Genomic DNA, 17,397 nt, shown 5'->3' with positions numbered 1-17,397 from the left:
GACGTTGGATTCATATCGACTCAACTCAATTCCGATGCGAACGGTCCAGACCGAGCAGCGGCTTGCAACCTCGCACGGCAAACGCGACGTCTAATCTAACGTCTCGCCGATAACAGCTCGATGCGCTTGCGCTGCAGGAACCGGCGCACGGCCGGATCGCGCTCGAGTCCGATCGCGAGATCGTACGCGTCGAGCGCTTCGGCCGTCGCGCCGGCACGCGCGAGCAGATCCGCACGCGCGGCCCAGTACGGCTGGTAGTCGGCCAGCCGCGGATCGTCCGCATACGGGGCGAGCGCGTCGAGCGCCACCTGCGGGCCGTCCCGTTCCGCCAGCGCGAGCGCGCGGTTCACCGCGACCACGGGCGACGGTGCAATCGCGAGCAGCGCATCGTAGAGCTGCACGATTTCGCCCCAGTTCGGGCGATGCGTCCGGCAGCGGTAGACGTGCGCCGACTGCAGAGCGGCCTCGAGTTGAAAGCGTCCGATCGCGTTGAATGCGCTCGCGCGCCGCAGCAGTGCGTTGGCTGCGTCGATCATCGGCGCATCCCATGTCGCCGGATCCTGGGCCGACAGTGGTACGTAGTCGCCGGCCGCATCGCGTCGCGCATCGCGCCGCGCCTGCGCATAAAGCATCAGCGAGAGCAGACCGAGTGTCTCTGGCTCCTCGGGCAGCAGTTCGACGAGCAGGTGTGCGAGAAACAGCGCCTCGCCGGCGAGGTCGCGCCGCTCGGTATCGACGCCGACGGGATCGGTCCACCCTTGCGCATACGCCGCATAGACCGCTTCGAGCACCGCAGCGACCCGGCCGGGCAACTCCTCGCGCTCGGGTACGCTGAACGGAATGCCCGCGTCGCGGATCTTGTTCTTCGCCCGCACGAGGCGCTTGCTCATCGCGGCGGGCGACATCAGGAACGCGGACGCAATCGTCTTTGCTTCGAGCCCCAGCACCACCTGCAACATCAGCGGCGTGCGAATCGCGGCCTCGAGCGCAGGGTGCGTGCACGCGAACAGCAGCGCAAGCCGCCGGTCGGGCAACATGCCTGCTTCACGCTCGTCGATCTCGTCGGCGAGGATCGCGAGCTGATTCACCACTTCGTCGCCGACACGGCGATGACGCGCGCCATCGAGCGCCCGGCGGCGCGCAACCGTCATCAACCACGCTTCGGGATTCGCTGGGCAGCCGCGCTCCGGCCAGCCCGCGAGCGCGGTCGCGAACGCGTCGGCCAGCGCGTCCTCGGCCGCCGCGACGTCGCGCGTGCGCATCGCCAACAGCGCGACCAGCTTGCCGTAACTGCGGCGGGCGACCGCCTCGGCAATCGCACGCGCGGCGGCGCCAGCGTCAGGGCCGCCGCCGGACGGACTCATGCAGCAGATGGCGCGTCGTACGGGGCAGTCCAGACCGGGCGCACTTCCATGAGGCCGTGCGCCGCGCCGGGACAACGCGATGCCCACGCGATCGCCGCGTCCAGGTTGGGCACGTCGATCAGATAGTAGCCGGCGAGCTGCTCCTTCGAATCGGAATACGGTCCGTCAAGCACCTGCGGCTTGCCGTCGACGAACCGCACCGTGGTGGCCGTCCTCGTGTGCTGCAGCCGGTTGGCGCCCACCAGCACCTCCGCTTTTTTCAACGATTCGGTGTACGCCTGATAGGCGGCAACCCCTTGCTGCCGCTCGCTGTCGGTCATCTGGTTCCAGCGGTTTTCTTCCGAATAGATCATCAATAGGTATTGCATATGAGCCTCCGTCATGGGGTTAGGCGGATGAATTACATCGAGCCGCCATCACAATGACGCGCGGGCCGCATGCCGACGGACAGGCGGCATCGAAAAAATCACGGACAACGCGCCCGCCATCCCCTCCGCGCGGCTGTCGATTGCACCGCACCATTGCAGACCGCATTCGCGAGCGCTCAGGTACGTTTAGCCAGATAGGCATCGACTAACTCGACCAGTCGTTTTCGCCCAAAGCTCCCGTCGTGTCCAGCGTGGACCACTTGCACGGGCAATTCACGCAAGCGCTTCATCGTGCGCACATAAGTCGGAATATCAGCGCCACCTATCTCATCCAGCAGCGGGCCATCGTAGATCGCATCGCCCGAGAACAGGGTGCCGGATGCCGCTTCCCATAGGCCGATACTGCCCGGTGAGTGACCGGGCAGATGAAGGACTTCAAAATGCCGGTTGCCGAGATCGACAATGCTCCCCTCCTTGACGATTTCCGTGACCGTTGCCGCCCGCACGCGATAGTCGGACATCGAATAATCAGCGCTCGGAAGGGCCGTGATCAGATCGCCGTCGAACGGATAACCTGCTTTGCGATACCGGCGAATTGCTTCGTCGCCCAATACCGATGCCAGAAGAGTGCCTGGCTCGCGCGGCGAGCGCAGGTTCTCTGCCTCCAATTCGTGAACCAGCGTGTGTTCAAACTCGTGATGCCCGCCGACATGATCCGAATGCGTATGCGTCGCAACGGCGGTTACGTCCTTCTGCAGCAGGTGCCTGGCGGCATCCTGCAGACTGACGATACCCATCCCTGTGTCGATCATCAGGTCCCGGTCGCGCCCGCGCACATGCCAGATATTGCAGCGCATCAGCGGCACGACGTGCGGTTCCCAAAGTAGCGTGATTTCGTCACTGACGCGCTTGAGTTCAAACCATCGATCGGCAATCGGTAATGTAGTCATGCGGGGTCGCTCACGAGTAAGAGTTGGTACTTTGACACACTTCGCATAGTGTTTCGAGAGCGTTGAGACTGGCATCGTCGGCTTGGTGCGCGGAGCATAACAACCGCTTGCCGGACACCGTGTCGTGGCCCGCCGTCATCGACCCCGAGCGTTCAATTGCTCCCACGCGACCTGTGTGGCCGCCTTTGAAGCTGGAGCGGTCGGTCCCACCTCAAAGTTGATTGATCAAAACCCGTCGACCAGATTCAAACGATCCATCCCGTTGCGTTAGACCATCTGTCCTCTCAGGCGTGAGCACTTCAACCATTGCTATATGCCTGCCAGGAATGACTGTTATCGACGGTGCCTGCCTTCTTCGAAAAAACGCTGACCTTCATCATTTGCTCACCGTCAACCAGCAGGAGCAAAACGATGAGCAACTTCCAAACCTACACGATCGATAACGCACCGGCCGCTTCGAAGGCCAGCCTCGAAGACACGATGCGCGCCTTTGGCTTCGTCCCCAACCTTCAGGCGCATATGGCGGAAGCGCCCGCGCTGCTGGCCGGTTACTCGGCGCTGTGGGACCTGTTCTCGAAAAGCACGCTGACGCCGCACGAACAGCAGGTCGTCTACCTCACATCGAACTTCGAGAACAACTGCCACTACTGCATGGCCGGTCACAGCACGCTGGCGAAGATGATCAAGATGGACGCGGGCGTGATCGCAGCGCTGCGCGCCGGAACGCCGCTGCCGGATGCAAAGCTCGAAGCGCTGCATCGCTTCACGACGCTCGTAGTGCGTGAGCGCGGCTTCGTCCCTGACGCAGATGTCGACGCATTCCTGGCCGCCGGCTACACCCGTCAAAACGTCCTTGAAGTCATTCTCGGCGTGGCAACCAAAGTGATGAGCAACTACACGAACCACATCGTCCACACCGAACTCGATGGCTTCATGGCCGGTAACGAGTGGACCAAACCGGTCGCTGCCTAAGCCGTCTCGGGGAGCCCCTCGCGGCCCCTGTCTAGCGCCATACCGAAGTTCACCCAGGAGCAGCCATGTCCACGTTCGACCGCTATAAAGACGCTTACCCCAACGCCAAACTGACCCGTACGCCGGACGGCGTGCTCGAAGTGCGTTTCCATACCGACGGCGCGAAGCTCGTCTTCAATGGCCATACGCATGAACAGTTCACCGACATGTTCCACCAGGTCGGCGAAGACCCAGATAACCGCGTGGTCATCCTGACAGGTAGCGGCGACGCATTCATGGACGCGATCTCGCCGGAAGGTTTTGATTTCTTTACGCCGCGTGGCTATGACAAGATCTTCCGCGAAGGTCGCAAGATCCTGATGAATATCCTGGACATCGAAGTCCCGATGATCGCCGCGCTGAACGGCCCGGTCCTGCTGCATTCGGAATACGTCCTGTTGTGCGATATCGTGGTGGCGACACCCGAGACGGTGTTCCAGGACATGCCTCATGCCGCCTTTGGCATCGCTCCCAACGATGGTATCCATCTACTCTGGCCGGAAATGATCGGCAGCATTCGCGGCCGGTACTTCGTGCTCACGCAGCAAAAACTCGCTGCTGCGGAAGCGAAGTCGCTGGGCGTGGTCAACGAGATCGTGCCTGCGGATCAACTGCTGGATCGCGCGCATGCCATCGCCGCGACTATCGCAAAGCAGCCCCCGCTTACCACCAAATACACCCGCATCGGTCTGACCCAGCGGCTGCGTCGCGTGATCGACGAAGGCATCGGCTACGGCCTGGCGCTCGAAGGTATCAGTGCGGCCGAAGTGGCGCGCACTGCGGCAGCGCAGAACGTAGCCTGAATCCACCAGCTCGTTGGTTCCTCAATTCCTCTATTTCTCTCGACGGAGAACACTCATGTCACTGCAGGACAAACTCGACGCATTCAGGGCCGACTTCAAGGCGGGCAAGCCGCCGTTCAACGCACCGCCGGCGATTCATCCGGTGATGGAACGCGCCACGGCAGAACTGATTGCGAGCGGGCAGGCTGCCCGAGCCATTAAGGCCGGCGACCGCGCTCCGCATTTCAACCTGAAAGATCACGATGGCAACGACGTGTCTTCCGCAGCGCTGCTCGTGAAGGGGCCACTGGTCGTGACGTTCTATCGCGGCGTCTGGTGCCCGTACTGCAACATCGAATTGCAGGCGATCAACGAGGTGCTGCCGCAGATTCAGACATATGGCGCGAACGTCGTGGCGATCTCACCGCAGACGCCGGTCAATAGCCGCAAGTCGGTGCGCACCAACGAACTGGGTTTTCCGGTGCTGAGCGACGTGAACGGTCAGACGGGCGCCGACTTCGGGCTGCGTTTCACGCTGCCCGACTATCTGGTCGAGCTTTACAGGAACCTGAAGAACGATCTGCCGACGTTCAACAACGATCCCAGTTGGACCTTGCCGATGCCGGCGCGCTATGTCATCGGACAGGACGGCATCGTGCTGTATTCCGAGGTCAATCCGGACTACACGCGTCGTCCCGACCCGTCGCATATGTTCCCGGTTCTGGAAAAAGCGGCCGCCAACGCCTGAGCCTTGCTGCTCAGCGCTAAAGGCTAAACGGTCACTACGCCGCGCCGGAGAACCCGCCGCGGCTTTTCGATTCCTTCCTGTTCTTAAAGGACATTTGATGACACAGCGTACTTTTCTCATTACCGGCGCGACCAAAGGCATCGGTCTCGCGCTGACAGAGCGCCTGATTGGCGACGGCCACCGTGTCGTTGGCCTCGCGCGTGAAGCAAGCGATTTTCCGGGTGAACTGGTCCGTGTCGATCTCGCCGATCGTGATGCAACCGCCGCCGTGCTCCGGGATCTGGTGCGCCGGCATTCGTTTGACGGCGTGGTGAACAATGTTGCGCTGGTCAGGCCACAACGTCTGGGTGAGGTCGCGCTCGACGATCTCGACGACGTCCTCGCGCTGAACCTCCATCCGGCGGTCCAGACCGTTCAGGCGTTGCTTCCCGGTATGCGGGCCCGGGGCTGGGGACGGGTCGTGAACATTTCCAGCCTGACGATTCTCGGCATGACGCAGCGCACTGCCTATGCAGCGGCGAAAGCGGCGCTGGTGAGTTTTGCACGTTCCTGGGCGCTGGAACTAGCCGACACGGGCATTACGGTGAATGCCATCGCGCCCGGTCCGACCGAGACCGAGCTGTTCCGCGCGAACAACCCACCGGGAAGCGAGGGCGAGCAGCGCTATATGTCGGCAGTGCCCATGGGCCGCTTCGGCAAGCCCGGTGAAATTGCCGGGACGATCGCGTTTCTGCTCTCTGACGTAGCCGCCTTCATGACCGGTCAGACGCTGTACGTCGACGGCGGCGCGTCGATTGGCAAGCTAGGGTTCTGAGGGCGTGCCGGCATTGCCGGCAGACGCGACGCCCAGTACCTCCTCCACGAAAGCGACGAAGGCGCGCGCCTTCGCACTCACCAGGCGTCCGGCAGGGAATACCGCCCAAAGGTCGATCGGGGGCAATTCCCAGTCGGTGAGCACCGCTTTGACCGTACCATCGGCAAGTTCCGGAGAAAACATCCATTCCGATGCGATCGCGAGACCCATGCCGCCGAGCACCGTCGTGCGGATGCCCTCGGCGGCGCTGACACTGACGCGTCCTGACACGACCACTGCTACTTCCTTGCCGTGCTGGCTGAACGCCCAGGATTCGCCCCCGCCGCGCAACGAATAAACCACGGCTTGGTGCTGGCTCAAATCCGCGGGCGATTTCGGCACGCCTGCTTCGGCGAAGTAGCCGGGCGTGCCGACGACCAGCCTCCGGCTCCGCCCAATGCGACGCGCGGTCATGGCCGAATCGTCGAGAGAGCCCATGCGCAATGCAACGTCCACGCCTTGTTCGAGCAGGTCGATGGTGCGGTCGTCCAGCACGATATCAATCTGCAGATTCGGGTGGCGGTTCATAAAGGTCTTGAGCGCCGGCAGGATGTGCAGGCGTGCAAACGTCACCGCGGCGCTGATGCGTAGCACGCCCGACAGTCCGGTAGACGCGTCGCGCACCACCTGTTCAGCAAGATCCACTTCTTCGATTGCGCGCCGCGCGTGCTCGTAGAACCGCTGACCGGCATCGGTGGGTGTCAGGCCGCGTGTGGAGCGCAGCAGGAGTCGCACGCCGAGCCGCTCTTCGAGTTGCGCGATCGACTTCGAGACGGCCGGCTGCCCGAGCCTAAGCCGTTTTGCGGCCGCCGAGAATGAACCTGCCTCCACGACACTGACATAAGTTTCCATTGCTGCCATCCGGTCCATGTGGCTGCTTTTCCTTGAAGGATCGTGAAGTCCGTATAGTGGCTAAGATGTTTTCAGTTGGAAGTCTATCGCGCCAGAACCTGGTCGATGAAATTGCCGTTGCCGATCGGTCTCTGTCAACGCAATCCGCAGGAACAACTCGGCCCCGCGGCAGGCGATCCTGGGGCGGGGCCGGTTGCGATGCTCGCTCCCGCCTTGGATAACCGGCGCTGCACTATGGAAGGAATAATCGGTGTAACCGCGCGCATCGTCGCCATAGAACGTCGAGCGGTCGTAGTGGTTCAATGGCGCCGCGACGCGCAGTCGCTCCGGCAGATCCGGATTGGAGATAAACAGGCGCCCGAACGCGACGAGATCGGCGTCGCCTGCTTCAATGATGCGCTGCGCGCTATCCGCAGTAAAGCCACCCGCCGCGATGAGTGTGCCTTTGAAGACGCGACGCAAGTCTCTAGCCGAGGCCGACGCGGCGACGTCATCGTTACCGCGCACTCTCGGCTCGACCGCATGCGGATACGCGAGACCATAGGCATCCAGACGACGCGCGACATAGCCGAACGTGGCATGCGGATCGCTATCGGACATCGTGCCGTACGAGCTTCCGGGCGAAAGACGCACCGCGATGTGGCCAGCGTCCCAAACCGAACCGATGGCATCGAGCACCTCGAACAGGAAGCCCGCGCGGTTTCGCAAGCGCCGCAATGCGACGCAATTCTTCGATCACGCCGGGAATTTCTTCGAGCGTGAGAGCGCGCGGAACGAACTTTGCGCGGCATTCGACATCCGGTGAAGTGCGGCCGGAGTGCTAACCGCTATTCCCGCAAGGAATGACCAATGACTCTCGACGACGCGTCCTTTCGACTAATCCGCCCAGGAGGCGTGTAGCCGGAATCGGCAGCATGTGCCGCGACGCCGAAAGCGAAATAGCCGATACAAAGGACTGATGCGATCGTCCTCTTCATTCCAGACTCCAATTGTGTTGACTGTTTCGCGGATTGAATTGCAACAGAGCAATTACGCGCGATTTAGCATAGAGAAGGTTGGCGCCGGGCTCTATACGATTTCCGATGAAACACTTTCAAGAGGCACTGATGCCTCGCTGAAAAAATCGTCAGTGTCGCCTCACTAACCGATACTTAGGTATAGGTTTGGCGAGCTGATCGATCATTGCTTTACCAATATCCCGGAGCGGCGCGTGCATGCGAAAGGATCTGGCGCATTTGGTACGCTGAAGATTACGCATGACATCTCCCGCTTCACGAAGGCAAACGTATTTCCACCACTCAGCGGCGCTCGTTTTCCATCTTGTCTCGACCGCACATGAATATCCCATAGGACTGCCGCCCGGCACTCATGGCCCGTTTCTGTTTTCGTTTTTGTCTTTGGTTTCGGTTCTCGATTGTTGACGATTTTGGTCGGAGGCTCGAACGGCCGAGATATGGTCGGTGACAGTCGCACACAACAACAAGGCTCATTCGCCTTGGCCCAAAAGTTCGACGATCATCACATCCGTATCGTCATGCGCTATCAGATCTAGCTTCGCCTCATCCCGGACGGCTGCGCCGTCGCGCGCAGCGAGCTGGATAAATCCCACATCGAGCCGCCCGTGATCCGCAACAAGATACGCTGAGCCGGGCATCGGCAACTCGTGCTTTATTGTCATGCCTTCGCGCAGCGTCGCGATACGCACGCGTGCGTCGGCATTGATGGGCAGCGCGCCCGCGCGGACATCATCCTCATTGCCGCTTGCCAGTGTGATAAAGCAGCCTTCACGACATTCACGCGAACAGACGCGCGTCGCCCAACGCGGCGTACCGCCCGTCGTGCGCGGACGCAGCCAGATCTGGAGTAGCCGCGCGGACACATGTTCCTCATTGCGCTCAGCGTGATAGATCGCCGCGCCCGCGCTTATGACCTGCACAGAATCGGCGACCAGCCGGGCGCAATTGCCCGCGTCGTCTTCGTGCGTGATCGCGCCCGAGCGCACCCAGGTCACGATCTCGACGTCCCGGTGCACATGCAGGCCGAAACCCGAGCGCGGTGCGAACTCATCGTCGTTCCACACGTAAAGCGGGCCCAGTGGCGGATGATCGGCGCGCCCGCTCACGCCCACGCCGAAATGCAGCCGCGCGTCGAGCCAGTCGCGCCTGATCGCGCCGAGCGAATGAAAAGGACGATGTTCGATCATGATGAACCTCCGTTCGGGCGCATGGGGCGCGTAGAACCGCATCCATGCGCCGGGCCACGCTTAGATCTGCTGCTGACCGCCATCGACGAACAGTTCGATGCCGTTGACGAAGCTCGCGTCATCCGAGGCGAGGAACAGCGCGGCGCTTGCGATTTCGTTCGGTTCGCCCAGACGTCCCATCGGGATCTGCGCCGCCAGGTAATCGGCGAGACCCTGGCGCTGGGCGGCGTCGTCGCCGGCCAGGTCGAGCAGTCCCGGCGTGCGGGTCGCCCCCGGGCTGATCGTGTTCACGCGGATCTGGCGGTCCTTGAGGTCGAGGATCCAGTTGCGTGCGAACGAGCGCACCGCAGCCTTCGAAGCCGAGTACACGCTGAACGCCGCCGTGCCCGCGCTACCCGCCGTCGAACCCGTGAGAATCACCGACGCGCCCTTGGCCAGCAGCGGCAGCGCCTTTTGCACCGTGAACAGCACGCCCTTCACGTTGCGGTTGAAGGTGTCGTCGAAGTGTTCTTCGGTGATGTTGCCGAACGGCAGCATCGAGCCGCCACCGGCGTTGGCGAACAGCACGTCCAGTCGGCCCTGTTCTTCCTTGATCTGCGCGTACAGCGCGTCGAGTTCGTTCAGTTTCGTGGAGTCGACACGCACGCCGCTCGCCTGGCCGCCCGCTTCGCGGATGCTTTTCACGGCGGCGTCGAGTTCGGCCTGACGGCGGCCCGTGAGGTAGACGTGCGCGCCTTCGGCGGCGAAGCGCTGCGCGGCGGCGAGGCCGATGCCGCTGGTTGCGCCGGTGACGAGTGCGATCTTGTTGTCGAGTTTGCGTGCCATGGTCTTGCTCCTTTCGGTTCGTTCAGTGGAAGTGGGTGTTGGCTGGTTCGGTGTTGCGTGCTGCGATGTGAGGAGAATATCGACGGCCGGGTATTTTCTAAATAGAATTGATTGCAATCTAACGTTGCATAAATGCAAAGATGAGGGGAAATGGCGAGGCTGCCGGATTTCGAGGGACTCGCGATGTTCGCGAAGGTCGCTGAGGAGGGATCGTTCGCGGCTGCGGCCCGCGCGGTGGGGGTGTCGGTGGCGACGGTTTCGCGCGGCGTGGCCCGCCTTGAAGATCGTCTGGGCGCGCGGCTCTTTAACCGCACGTCGCGGCAGCTGTCGCTGACCGAGTTCGGCAGGACGATCTGCGAGAAGGCTGGCGATATCTATCGTCAGGCCGAGGAGGCGGAAAGCGCGGCGCGTGAGATGTCGGTGCAGCCGCGCGGGTTGGTGCGCCTGGCCGTGCCGATGTCGTTCGGGCTGCGCTGGGTCGCGCCGCTGCTGCCGGGCTTCTTCCGCGCGTACCCGGAAGTGTCGATCGACCTGCATCTATCGGATGCATCGGTCGATCTGGTCGCCGATGGCTTCGACGCCGCGTTGCGTATTGCCGCGTTGCCCGATTCGTCGCTGGTGGCGCGGCGGCTGTGCGCGGTGACGCAATACGTGGTGGCGTCGCCCGAATATCTGGCGCGCGAAGGGCGGCCCGCGCATCCGCGCGAGCTGGTGGATCGGCCATGTCTCTCGTACGCGTATCGCGCGCGCAGCGATGTCTGGCGCTTCACGAACGACGCGGGCGAGGAGGAGCCGGTGATGCCCGTCGGCCCGCTGCGCGTGACGAATTCCGATGCGTTGTTGCCCACGCTGCTCGACGGCCTGGCGATTGCCGAACTGCCTGAATTCATCGCCGGCGAGTATCTGGCCGATGGCCGACTCGAAGCGATCCTCACCGACTGGTCGCTGACCAGAGGCGGCCTTTACTTCGTCACGCCGTCGGCGCGTGCGCGGCCCGCGAAGGTGGCGGCGCTGTCCGATTACTTTGCCGAGCATCTTTCCGATCCAACGTGGCGATGGCCTAAGCAATCAACTTGACGAATAAGCGACGACTTATCATTGCATTTGAACAACAGCGATCGCCCAAACTCCATCATCGCGGCCACCCGTACCGGACACCATCTCAAAAACCGTACAGGTACTGTACCGGACACCATCGCTAGAATGCTCCCATCCCCTTTCGTCCGACAGCGGAGCATTTCATGTCTTATCTCAGTCTCAGTGCGCTGCCCGCCGGCATCCTGTTCGCGCTCGTCACCACGATCACGCCCGGTCCGAACAACACCATGTTGCTGGCCTCCGGAGTCAACTTCGGGTTTCGCCGCACGCTGCCGCATCTGTCCGGCATCAGCGCCGGCGTCGTGCTGTTGATGCTGTCGGTCGGCATCGGTCTGGGCGAAGCCTTCGTCCACTTTCCCGTGCTGTACACCGTGCTCGAAGTTGCGAGTGTCGCTTACCTGCTCTACCTCGCGTGGAAGATCGGCACCTCGGGTGAGTTGAAGGTGAAGAAAGGCGAGCGCCGGCCCATGAAGTTCTACGAAGCCATCGCCTTCCAGTGGGTCAATCCGAAGGCATGGATGATGGTGCTGACCGCCGCCACGACGATCCACCTCAGCGAGAGCTACAGCATGAACGCCATCGCCATGGCGGTGATCTTCTACGTGATCGGCTTTCCGTGCATCTGCCTGTGGGCAGGTTTCGGCACCGCCATGCGGCAGGTGCTATCGGACCCGAAGCGGCTGCGTGTCTTCAACGTGGCCATGGCGCTGCTGCTGGTGCTGTCGCTGTATCCGATCGCGCTGAAGCTGCTCGGCCAGAGCGCGTGAACCCGACCGCTATAACGCGCCCTGCCCGACCCGCTCGATGAAGCGCCACAACGCGTCGTCGGTCGAATATGGCGCGTTGAAGCGGAACCAGGCGCTCGGGGCATCGTCGGGACGAAAGTAGGAGCCCGGCGCAAGCCAGATGCCGTGTGAAAGCGCGGCCGTCGCCACTTCGCCGGCCCGCTCCGCGTCGACCGGCAAGCGCGCCCACAGGAACAGCCCCGCGCGCGGCCGGTGAAACAGCTCCAGACCGAGCGAATCGAGCCGCTCCTCAACGGTCGCATGCGCGAGCTTGAGACGCTCGTTGACGGCTTCCACGTGACGCGCGTAGCGCCCCTCCAGCAACACCTTGTCGACGATCCGCTCGATCGCCTCCGACGACGTCAAACCCACCGCCATCTTCGTACGCGCCAGCTCACGCAGTACCGCGCGTTCGGCGACCACATAGCCGCAGCGCAGCCCCGGCGTCACGGTCTTCGAAAAGCCGCCAACGTAGAGCACGCGCTGTAAGCCTTCCATGGCCGCGAAAAGCGGCGCGCCGGATGGCGCGAGTTCGCGGCTCACGTCGTCTTCGATCACCCACATGCGCTGACGCTCGGCAATCTGCAGCAAGCGGAACGCAGCCGACATGCCGAAGGTCGCGCCGGTCGGATTCTGCAGCGTGGTATTGACGAAGATCGCCTTCGGCTTGTGCTGCGCGACCAGCGCTTCGAGCACGTCCGTATCGACGCCCGCCGGCGTGCGCGGAACGCCATGCACTTCGAGGCCCGCCAGCTTGAGAATCTGCAGCAGATTGCAATAGCCTGGATCTTCGACGATCACGGCGTCGCCCGCGCGCAGCAAGGTGCGTACGATCAGATCCAGCGCCTGGGTCGCGCCTTGCGTAAGCAGGACATTGGCGACATCCACGGGCAAGCCGCGCCGGTCGAGTTGCTCGGCGATCCGTTCGCGCAACGGCGCGAATCCATACGGATGTCCGTAGTCGCCAAGGCGCGCCGCCGGCACCCGGCTCACCGCCCGCAACGCGTGCTGCAAACCGGTTTCGTTGATCCACTCGTTCGGCAGCCACCCGCCGCCCGCCTTGATCGGCACGGAATGGTCGGCGAACACGTCGGACAGGAGCCAGGTTGCGGTGAGGCTCGGCGGCTGCCAGTCGGTGGCGGCAACCCGCGTGGATTGCGAGCGCGCCGCCACGCGATAGCCGGAACCGCGGCGCGCAACCACGAGCCCCATCGAAACGAGCCGGTTGTACGCCTCCGTGACCGTGAAGGTGCTCAGGTCGTGGCTTTGTGCCAGTTGGCGCACCGACGGCAGCAGCGCGCCGGCGCGCAGCGACTGCGCCTCGATGGCGCGCGCGAAGCCTTGCACCACCTGCTCGACGAGCGTGGGAGCGGCGCGCCGGTCGCGCTCGAGTTCTAGTTCGATCATGGTCAGGACGAAAAACGGGCCGCGGTGGGCGGCTGAACGGGCGAATGACGGAGCCCGACCCCCGGTCCGGCGCGCATCGACACAGTTAGTGCGAATCCACCAACACAGTTAGCGCCACACTGCGTCAACTGTTTATGCCGCCATTAAACCGCGAACGCTACAGTTTTGCTACGCCCCAAAGGAAGTCTCCCTGGGGATCCACTTTCGAGGAAACACACATGACTTCGCGCCCTGTCATCGACGATCTGTCGTCTTTCTGGATGCCCTTTACCGCCAACCGCCAGTTCAAGGCCGCGCCGCGCCTGCTGGAATCGGCCAAGGGCATGTATTACCGCAGCTCGGATGGGCGTGAAGTGCTCGACGGTTGCGCGGGTTTGTGGTGCGTGAATGCCGGCCACGGCCGCGAGGAAATCATCGCTGCGATTACCCAGCAGCTCTCCAAACTGGATTTCGCGCCGACTTTCCAGATGGGCCACCCGCTCGCCTTCGAAGCGGCCACGAAAGTTGCTGAACTGATGCCGGAAGGTCTGGATCGCATCTTCTTCACGAACTCGGGTTCGGAATCGGTCGACACCGCGCTGAAAATCGCGCTGGCCTACCACCGTTCGCGCGGCGAAGGCCAGCGTACCCGCCTGATCGGCCGCGAGCGCGGTTATCACGGCGTGGGCTTTGGCGGCATCTCGGTCGGCGGCATCGCCACGAACCGCAAGACCTTCTCGGGCGCGCTGCTGCCCGCAGTCGATCACCTGCCGCACACGCATAACCTCGAACAGAACGCGTTCTCGAAAGGCCAGCCGGCCTGGGGTGCGCATCTCGCCGAAGAACTGGAGCGCATCGTCACGCTGCACGATGCATCCACGATCGCCGCCGTGATCGTCGAACCGGTGGCCGGCTCGACGGGCGTGCTGATTCCCCCGCAAGGCTATCTGCAAAAGCTGCGCGAGATCTGCACGAAGCACGGCATCCTGCTGATTTTCGACGAAGTGATTACCGGTTTTGGCCGCGTCGGCAAGGTCACGGCGAGCGAATACTTCGGCGTCACGCCAGACCTGATCACGATGGCGAAGGCGATCAACAATGCTGCGATCCCGATGGGCGCGGTGGCCGCAAGCCGCACGATCCACGACACGATCGTGAACAGCGGCGCGCAAGGCGCGATCGAACTGTTCCACGGCTATACGTATTCGGCTCACCCGGCCGCCACGGCAGCCGCGATTGCCACGCTCGACCTGTATCGCAGCGAGGGTCTGTTCGAACGCGCCGCGACGCTCGCGCCGACGTTCGAAGCGGCCGCCCACTCGCTGCGCGGCGCGAAGCATGTGAAGGACGTGCGCAACCTCGGCCTGATCGCCGGCGTGGAGCTCGAATCGCGCGACGGCGCACCGGGCGCGCGCGCTTACGAGGCGTTCGTCAAATGCTTCGAAGCGGGCGTGCTGGTGCGCTTTACGGGCGATATCCTCGCGTTCTCGCCGCCGCTCATCATCAATGAAGAGCAGATTGCGCACATCTTCAAGACCGTGGGCGACGTGCTGGCTACGGTGCAGTAATTCAGCAATTCAGCACTCGATCAGGCGGCGCGCATCGTGTGCGCCGCCTGATCGGCAAACGCGCGCTATCAATGGTGCGCGCGCGAAGCCCTCGTATGGGCCGCCTTCTTGGCCGCCGCAGAACGGCCCGCAGCACCTTTCGTCGCGGCGGCCTTCTTCGCCGCAGCGGAACGGCTCGCCGCCGGACGTTTGGCCGCGGCCGCCTTTGTCTGCTTCGACAACGCCGCGCGCGATGCACCGGCGCTTCCCTCACGCTTCAATGCATTGGTGGCGGCGCGCGAGCGCTTCGCGGTCGACTCCGCGCTCTTCTTCGTGGTGCTCTTGTGCTGGCCCGCGGCTTTATCCGTGGCGGCTTTCTTGCGCGTGGACTCGCTCGCCGCGCCCTTCTTGGGCGACTTCACGGCGACGCCCGCGCGCCGGGCTTCCGAGAGCCCAATCGCAATCGCCTGCTTGGCCGACCTGACGCCGTGCTTGCCGGCACGCACCTTGTCGACCTGTTCCTTGACGAATTCGCCGGCCTGGGTACTCGACGACTTGCCCGCGCGCTTGTCGGCGTGGGCACGCTTGAGGGTTTTCTGTTCGGGCATGACATTCTCCGGTTGGTTGTGGCCCATGTCATGCAGCAACGGGTGTGCCGCAGCGCGGCGCGCCGGGCAATCCGCGCCGAAGCGCTCTCATGCGATGAAGGCGGCGTCATTGGTCCCGGCGCAAGGAATTGCGAAACAGCGCTGTAACGGCGGCAAAAATTCGAGGAATGCGCCGAATCGCGGCGAAACATCAGGAAACCGGCGGACAGAACTCGCGCCGCTCAGCTGGACAGCGTATGGTATTGGCAAGGGTTGGCGCGTGGTCCGGCCCGACGGGAGACGTCCATGAAGATCCCTACCGTTCGCGCAGGCGCGCATATTGAAGGCGTGCACTGGATCGCCGAATACGCCGAAGACGTCCATGAAATTCGCGTCTTTCGCGAAGGCCAGGAAGTGGACGTGCACAACGCGCCCTCCACCCTGTTCGGCGACGAAGAAAATGCAGGCTCCAAAAGCACCGCGGATCATCGCGCGGTCGAAGCCGCCGTGCTGGCTTATCTGAAGCGATTCGTGATCGAGCACGACGCGGAAGAGTAGTCCTCCGATTCTCCGCTTGTCGCCGCGAGCTGCCTGTTCGGGGCCGCGTTGACGCGCGCGTGGGTGGCCGCATAGAGCCGCGGTCGCTGGCCACCTCGACCCGCGAGTGGCCGCAAGTTCGAGCGTCGTGCATCGCGCTACCCGCCTGCGGCGCCGCGCGCCGCAGGCGTCACGACCTCACTCGGCGGGCCGCAACTTCTTGACCTCGGCATCCGACGGCTGAACGCTCGCGCCATCGATATACCGGTAGGACGTCATCACGCCCTTGCCGTCCTTCAACCCCGTCACGCCGACATATGCGCCCATGGTGGACTGATTGTCCTGGGCCCGATAGGTGATCGGCCCGAACGGCGTCTCCACGCCGAGGCCCTTGAACGCGGCGGCGAGCTTATCCGGATCGACCGACCCGGCCTTCTTGATCCCCGCGGCAATCGACATCAACGCCGAATATCCCACCACCGAGCCGAGCCGCGGATAGTCGTGGTACTTGGCCTGATAGGCGTCGACGAACTTCTTGTTGGCCGCCGTATCGATCGAATACCACGGGTAGCCCGTGACGATCCAGCCGGTCGGCGCTTCCGCGCCCAGCGGGTCGAGATAATCCGGCTCGCCCGTGAGCAGCGACACCACGCTGCGATCCTTGAAGAGTCCGCGCGTATTGCCCTCACGCACGAACTTGCCGAGGTCGGCGCCGAACAACACGTTGAAAATCGCGTCCGGCTTGGCATCGGCGATCGCCTGCGTCACCGCGCCCGCATCGACGTTGCCGAGCGGCGTGGCCTGTTCTGCGACGAACTGCACATCGGGCTGCGCCGCCGTCAGCAGTTTCTTGAAGGTCGCCACCGCCGATTGCCCATACTCGTAGTTCGGGTACACCAGCGCCCAGCGCTTCTTCTTCAGCTTGGCGGCTTCGGGCACGAGCATCGCCACCTGCATATATGTGGAAGGACGCAAACGGTACGTGTATTTGTTGCCGTCGGCCCACACGATCTTGTCGGTCAGCGGTTCAGCGGCGAGGAAGAAGATCTTCTTCTGCTTCGAGAAGTCGGCAAGTGCGAGGCCGGTGTTCGAGAGGAAGCCGCCGAACAGCAATTGCACCTGCTCGCGCGCGATCAGTTCCTGCGCAACGCGAATCGTGTCGCCGGGATTGCCGTTGTCGTCGCGCGATACCACCTCGAGTTGTTTGCCGAGCACGCCGCCCGCGGCATTCACCTGGTCGAGCGCGAGATTCCAGCCGTTCTTGTAAGGCCCGAGAAAGGCGGGCTGCGCCTTGTAACTATTGATCTCGCCGATCTTGATGGTCTGCTGTGCGCTCGCGCTCAAAGCGGCGAACGACAGTACGGTCGGCACCATGAGGCGAGAAATCCATCCTGCGCGCGTGGTCATGCGTTTCTCCGTTATCAAAAGGATTGCGGGAATGCTGGTCGTTGTTATCAGGTGTTCGAGCGGCTTGCGATTTATCTCGATGCATCTCGACCCA

At 63.1% G+C, this 17,397-nt stretch carries 18 protein-coding genes and 1 pseudogene; 9 read left to right on the top strand and 10 right to left on the bottom strand.

Going from position 1 to position 17,397, the window contains the following annotated elements; genetic code table 11:
• Positions 1 to 95 precede the first annotated feature (95 nt).
• The 3 genes from P0D71_RS31845 to P0D71_RS31835 form a co-directional block, all read right to left on the bottom strand.
• Positions 96 to 1,364, bottom strand: a complete 1,269-nt coding sequence (locus P0D71_RS31845; RefSeq protein ID WP_408483502.1) for an RNA polymerase sigma factor — start codon at positions 1,362 to 1,364, stop codon at positions 96 to 98.
• Positions 1,361 to 1,732: a YciI family protein gene (locus tag P0D71_RS31840; protein ID WP_091806811.1), complete on the bottom strand. Its 372-nt coding sequence runs from the start codon at positions 1,730 to 1,732 to the stop codon at positions 1,361 to 1,363. Before P0D71_RS31840 ends, P0D71_RS31845 begins: the two co-directional genes overlap by 4 nt.
• Positions 1,733 to 1,908: 176 nt before the next feature.
• On the bottom strand, positions 1,909 to 2,682 hold the full coding sequence (locus tag P0D71_RS31835) for an MBL fold metallo-hydrolase (RefSeq protein ID WP_091806809.1): 774 nt from the start codon (positions 2,680 to 2,682) through the stop codon (positions 1,909 to 1,911).
• Positions 2,683 to 3,093: 411 nt separating this feature from the next.
• Here P0D71_RS31835 and P0D71_RS31830 point away from each other — a divergent pair, with 411 nt between their 5' ends.
• The 4 genes from P0D71_RS31830 to P0D71_RS31815 all read left to right on the top strand — a co-directional run bounded on the left by P0D71_RS31830 (position 3,094) and on the right by P0D71_RS31815 (position 6,037).
• Positions 3,094 to 3,654 (top strand): carboxymuconolactone decarboxylase family protein, encoded by a 561-nt coding sequence (locus P0D71_RS31830; RefSeq protein WP_408483501.1) that lies wholly within the window; start codon positions 3,094 to 3,096, stop codon positions 3,652 to 3,654.
• 65 nt (positions 3,655 to 3,719) lie between these two features.
• Positions 3,720 to 4,496 carry an enoyl-CoA hydratase/isomerase family protein gene (locus tag P0D71_RS31825; protein ID WP_408293679.1) on the top strand — a complete coding sequence of 259 codons (777 nt, stop codon included), beginning with the start codon at positions 3,720 to 3,722 and terminating at the stop codon, positions 4,494 to 4,496.
• A 55-nt stretch (positions 4,497 to 4,551) separates the two neighbouring features.
• Positions 4,552 to 5,223 (top strand): peroxiredoxin-like family protein, encoded by a 672-nt coding sequence (locus tag P0D71_RS31820; RefSeq protein WP_408483500.1) that lies wholly within the window; start codon positions 4,552 to 4,554, stop codon positions 5,221 to 5,223.
• A 97-nt stretch (positions 5,224 to 5,320) separates the two neighbouring features.
• On the top strand, positions 5,321 to 6,037 hold the full coding sequence (locus P0D71_RS31815; RefSeq protein ID WP_408483499.1) for an SDR family oxidoreductase: 717 nt from the start codon (positions 5,321 to 5,323) through the stop codon (positions 6,035 to 6,037).
• On the opposite strand, the gene P0D71_RS31810 is transcribed toward P0D71_RS31815, so the two are convergent.
• Positions 6,026 to 6,946, bottom strand: a complete 921-nt coding sequence (locus tag P0D71_RS31810; protein ID WP_408483498.1) for a LysR family transcriptional regulator — start codon at positions 6,944 to 6,946, stop codon at positions 6,026 to 6,028. The genes P0D71_RS31815 and P0D71_RS31810 overlap by 12 nt on opposite strands.
• Before the next feature lie 42 nt (positions 6,947 to 6,988).
• Positions 6,989 to 7,636: an oxidoreductase gene (locus P0D71_RS31805; protein WP_408483497.1), complete on the bottom strand. Its 648-nt coding sequence runs from the start codon at positions 7,634 to 7,636 to the stop codon at positions 6,989 to 6,991.
• A 487-nt stretch (positions 7,637 to 8,123) separates the two neighbouring features.
• On the opposite strand from P0D71_RS31805, the pseudogene P0D71_RS31800 reads away from it, so the two are divergent.
• Positions 8,124 to 8,219: pseudogene (locus P0D71_RS31800) on the top strand (catalase); the annotation flags it as partial.
• A 195-nt stretch (positions 8,220 to 8,414) separates the two neighbouring features.
• On the opposite strand, the gene P0D71_RS31795 reads toward P0D71_RS31800, so the two are convergent.
• Together P0D71_RS31795 and P0D71_RS31790 are read right to left on the bottom strand one after the other, a co-directional pair.
• A complete protein-coding gene (locus P0D71_RS31795) occupies positions 8,415 to 9,131 on the bottom strand; it encodes a pirin family protein (RefSeq protein ID WP_408483496.1) in 717 nt (238 codons plus the stop codon).
• A 60-nt stretch (positions 9,132 to 9,191) separates the two neighbouring features.
• Complete coding sequence (locus P0D71_RS31790; RefSeq protein ID WP_408483495.1) at positions 9,192 to 9,956, bottom strand: SDR family NAD(P)-dependent oxidoreductase; 765 nt, start codon at positions 9,954 to 9,956, stop codon at positions 9,192 to 9,194.
• A 150-nt stretch (positions 9,957 to 10,106) separates the two neighbouring features.
• Between P0D71_RS31790 and P0D71_RS31785 the strand changes: the two genes are divergently transcribed.
• Together P0D71_RS31785 and P0D71_RS31780 are read left to right on the top strand one after the other, a co-directional pair.
• On the top strand, positions 10,107 to 11,033 hold the full coding sequence (locus P0D71_RS31785; protein ID WP_091806797.1) for a LysR family transcriptional regulator: 927 nt from the start codon (positions 10,107 to 10,109) through the stop codon (positions 11,031 to 11,033).
• A 164-nt stretch (positions 11,034 to 11,197) separates the two neighbouring features.
• The gene (locus tag P0D71_RS31780; protein ID WP_408293698.1) at positions 11,198 to 11,821 is read left to right on the top strand and encodes a LysE family translocator; all 624 of its coding nucleotides are present in this window, start codon (positions 11,198 to 11,200) and stop codon (positions 11,819 to 11,821) included.
• Between the two features lie 9 nt (positions 11,822 to 11,830).
• Here P0D71_RS31780 and P0D71_RS31775 read toward each other — a convergent pair whose 3' ends face one another.
• A complete protein-coding gene (locus P0D71_RS31775; protein ID WP_091806794.1) occupies positions 11,831 to 13,246 on the bottom strand; it encodes an aminotransferase-like domain-containing protein in 1,416 nt (471 codons plus the stop codon).
• 218 nt (positions 13,247 to 13,464) lie between these two features.
• On the opposite strand from P0D71_RS31775, the gene aptA reads away from it, so the two are divergent.
• Positions 13,465 to 14,793: an omega-aminotransferase AptA gene (gene aptA, locus P0D71_RS31770; protein ID WP_408483494.1), complete on the top strand. Its 1,329-nt coding sequence runs from the start codon at positions 13,465 to 13,467 to the stop codon at positions 14,791 to 14,793.
• Positions 14,794 to 14,861: 68 nt separating this feature from the next.
• Here aptA and P0D71_RS31765 read toward each other — a convergent pair whose 3' ends face one another.
• Positions 14,862 to 15,380, bottom strand: a complete 519-nt coding sequence (locus P0D71_RS31765) for a DUF6496 domain-containing protein (RefSeq protein ID WP_408483493.1) — start codon at positions 15,378 to 15,380, stop codon at positions 14,862 to 14,864.
• A 285-nt stretch (positions 15,381 to 15,665) separates the two neighbouring features.
• On the opposite strand from P0D71_RS31765, the gene P0D71_RS31760 reads away from it, so the two are divergent.
• Positions 15,666 to 15,917 carry a hypothetical protein gene (locus tag P0D71_RS31760; RefSeq protein WP_007178046.1) on the top strand — a complete coding sequence of 84 codons (252 nt, stop codon included), beginning with the start codon at positions 15,666 to 15,668 and terminating at the stop codon, positions 15,915 to 15,917.
• A gap of 177 nt (positions 15,918 to 16,094) precedes the next feature.
• On the opposite strand, the gene P0D71_RS31755 is transcribed toward P0D71_RS31760, so the two are convergent.
• Positions 16,095 to 17,303, bottom strand: coding sequence for an ABC transporter substrate-binding protein (locus P0D71_RS31755; protein ID WP_091806787.1), 1,209 nt, complete (start codon positions 17,301 to 17,303; stop codon positions 16,095 to 16,097).
• Positions 17,304 to 17,397: the final 94 nt, after the last annotated feature.

Source organism: Paraburkholderia sp. RL17-383-BIF-A (assembly GCF_046028015.1).
Lineage (GTDB): Bacteria > Pseudomonadota > Gammaproteobacteria > Burkholderiales > Burkholderiaceae > Paraburkholderia.
The sequence above is the reverse complement of the archived record's forward strand: the minus strand, read 5'-3'. Positions and strand labels throughout refer to the sequence as shown.

Bases quoted from the DNA above. Each gene is read 5' to 3' on its own strand.
- P0D71_RS31830 (WP_408483501.1), top strand. From the start codon at position 3,094: ATGAGCAACTTCCAAACCTACACGATCGATAACGCACCGGCCGCTTCG.
- P0D71_RS31775 (WP_091806794.1), bottom strand. From the start codon at position 13,246: ATGATCGAACTAGAACTCGAGCGCGACCGGCGCGCCGCTCCCACGCTC.
- aptA (WP_408483494.1), top strand. From the start codon at position 13,465: ATGACTTCGCGCCCTGTCATCGACGATCTGTCGTCTTTCTGGATGCCC.
- P0D71_RS31815 (WP_408483499.1), top strand. From the start codon at position 5,321: ATGACACAGCGTACTTTTCTCATTACCGGCGCGACCAAAGGCATCGGT.
- P0D71_RS31820 (WP_408483500.1), top strand. From the start codon at position 4,552: ATGTCACTGCAGGACAAACTCGACGCATTCAGGGCCGACTTCAAGGCG.
- P0D71_RS31810 (WP_408483498.1), bottom strand. From the start codon at position 6,946: ATGGACCGGATGGCAGCAATGGAAACTTATGTCAGTGTCGTGGAGGCA.
- P0D71_RS31840 (WP_091806811.1), bottom strand. From the start codon at position 1,732: ATGCAATACCTATTGATGATCTATTCGGAAGAAAACCGCTGGAACCAG.
- P0D71_RS31755 (WP_091806787.1), bottom strand. From the start codon at position 17,303: ATGACCACGCGCGCAGGATGGATTTCTCGCCTCATGGTGCCGACCGTA.
- P0D71_RS31760 (WP_007178046.1), top strand. From the start codon at position 15,666: ATGAAGATCCCTACCGTTCGCGCAGGCGCGCATATTGAAGGCGTGCAC.
- P0D71_RS31825 (WP_408293679.1), top strand. From the start codon at position 3,720: ATGTCCACGTTCGACCGCTATAAAGACGCTTACCCCAACGCCAAACTG.
- P0D71_RS31835 (WP_091806809.1), bottom strand. From the start codon at position 2,682: ATGACTACATTACCGATTGCCGATCGATGGTTTGAACTCAAGCGCGTC.
- P0D71_RS31785 (WP_091806797.1), top strand. From the start codon at position 10,107: ATGGCGAGGCTGCCGGATTTCGAGGGACTCGCGATGTTCGCGAAGGTC.
- P0D71_RS31790 (WP_408483495.1), bottom strand. From the start codon at position 9,956: ATGGCACGCAAACTCGACAACAAGATCGCACTCGTCACCGGCGCAACC.
- P0D71_RS31845 (WP_408483502.1), bottom strand. From the start codon at position 1,364: ATGAGTCCGTCCGGCGGCGGCCCTGACGCTGGCGCCGCCGCGCGTGCG.
- P0D71_RS31795 (WP_408483496.1), bottom strand. From the start codon at position 9,131: ATGATCGAACATCGTCCTTTTCATTCGCTCGGCGCGATCAGGCGCGAC.
- P0D71_RS31765 (WP_408483493.1), bottom strand. From the start codon at position 15,380: ATGCCCGAACAGAAAACCCTCAAGCGTGCCCACGCCGACAAGCGCGCG.
- P0D71_RS31780 (WP_408293698.1), top strand. From the start codon at position 11,198: ATGTCTTATCTCAGTCTCAGTGCGCTGCCCGCCGGCATCCTGTTCGCG.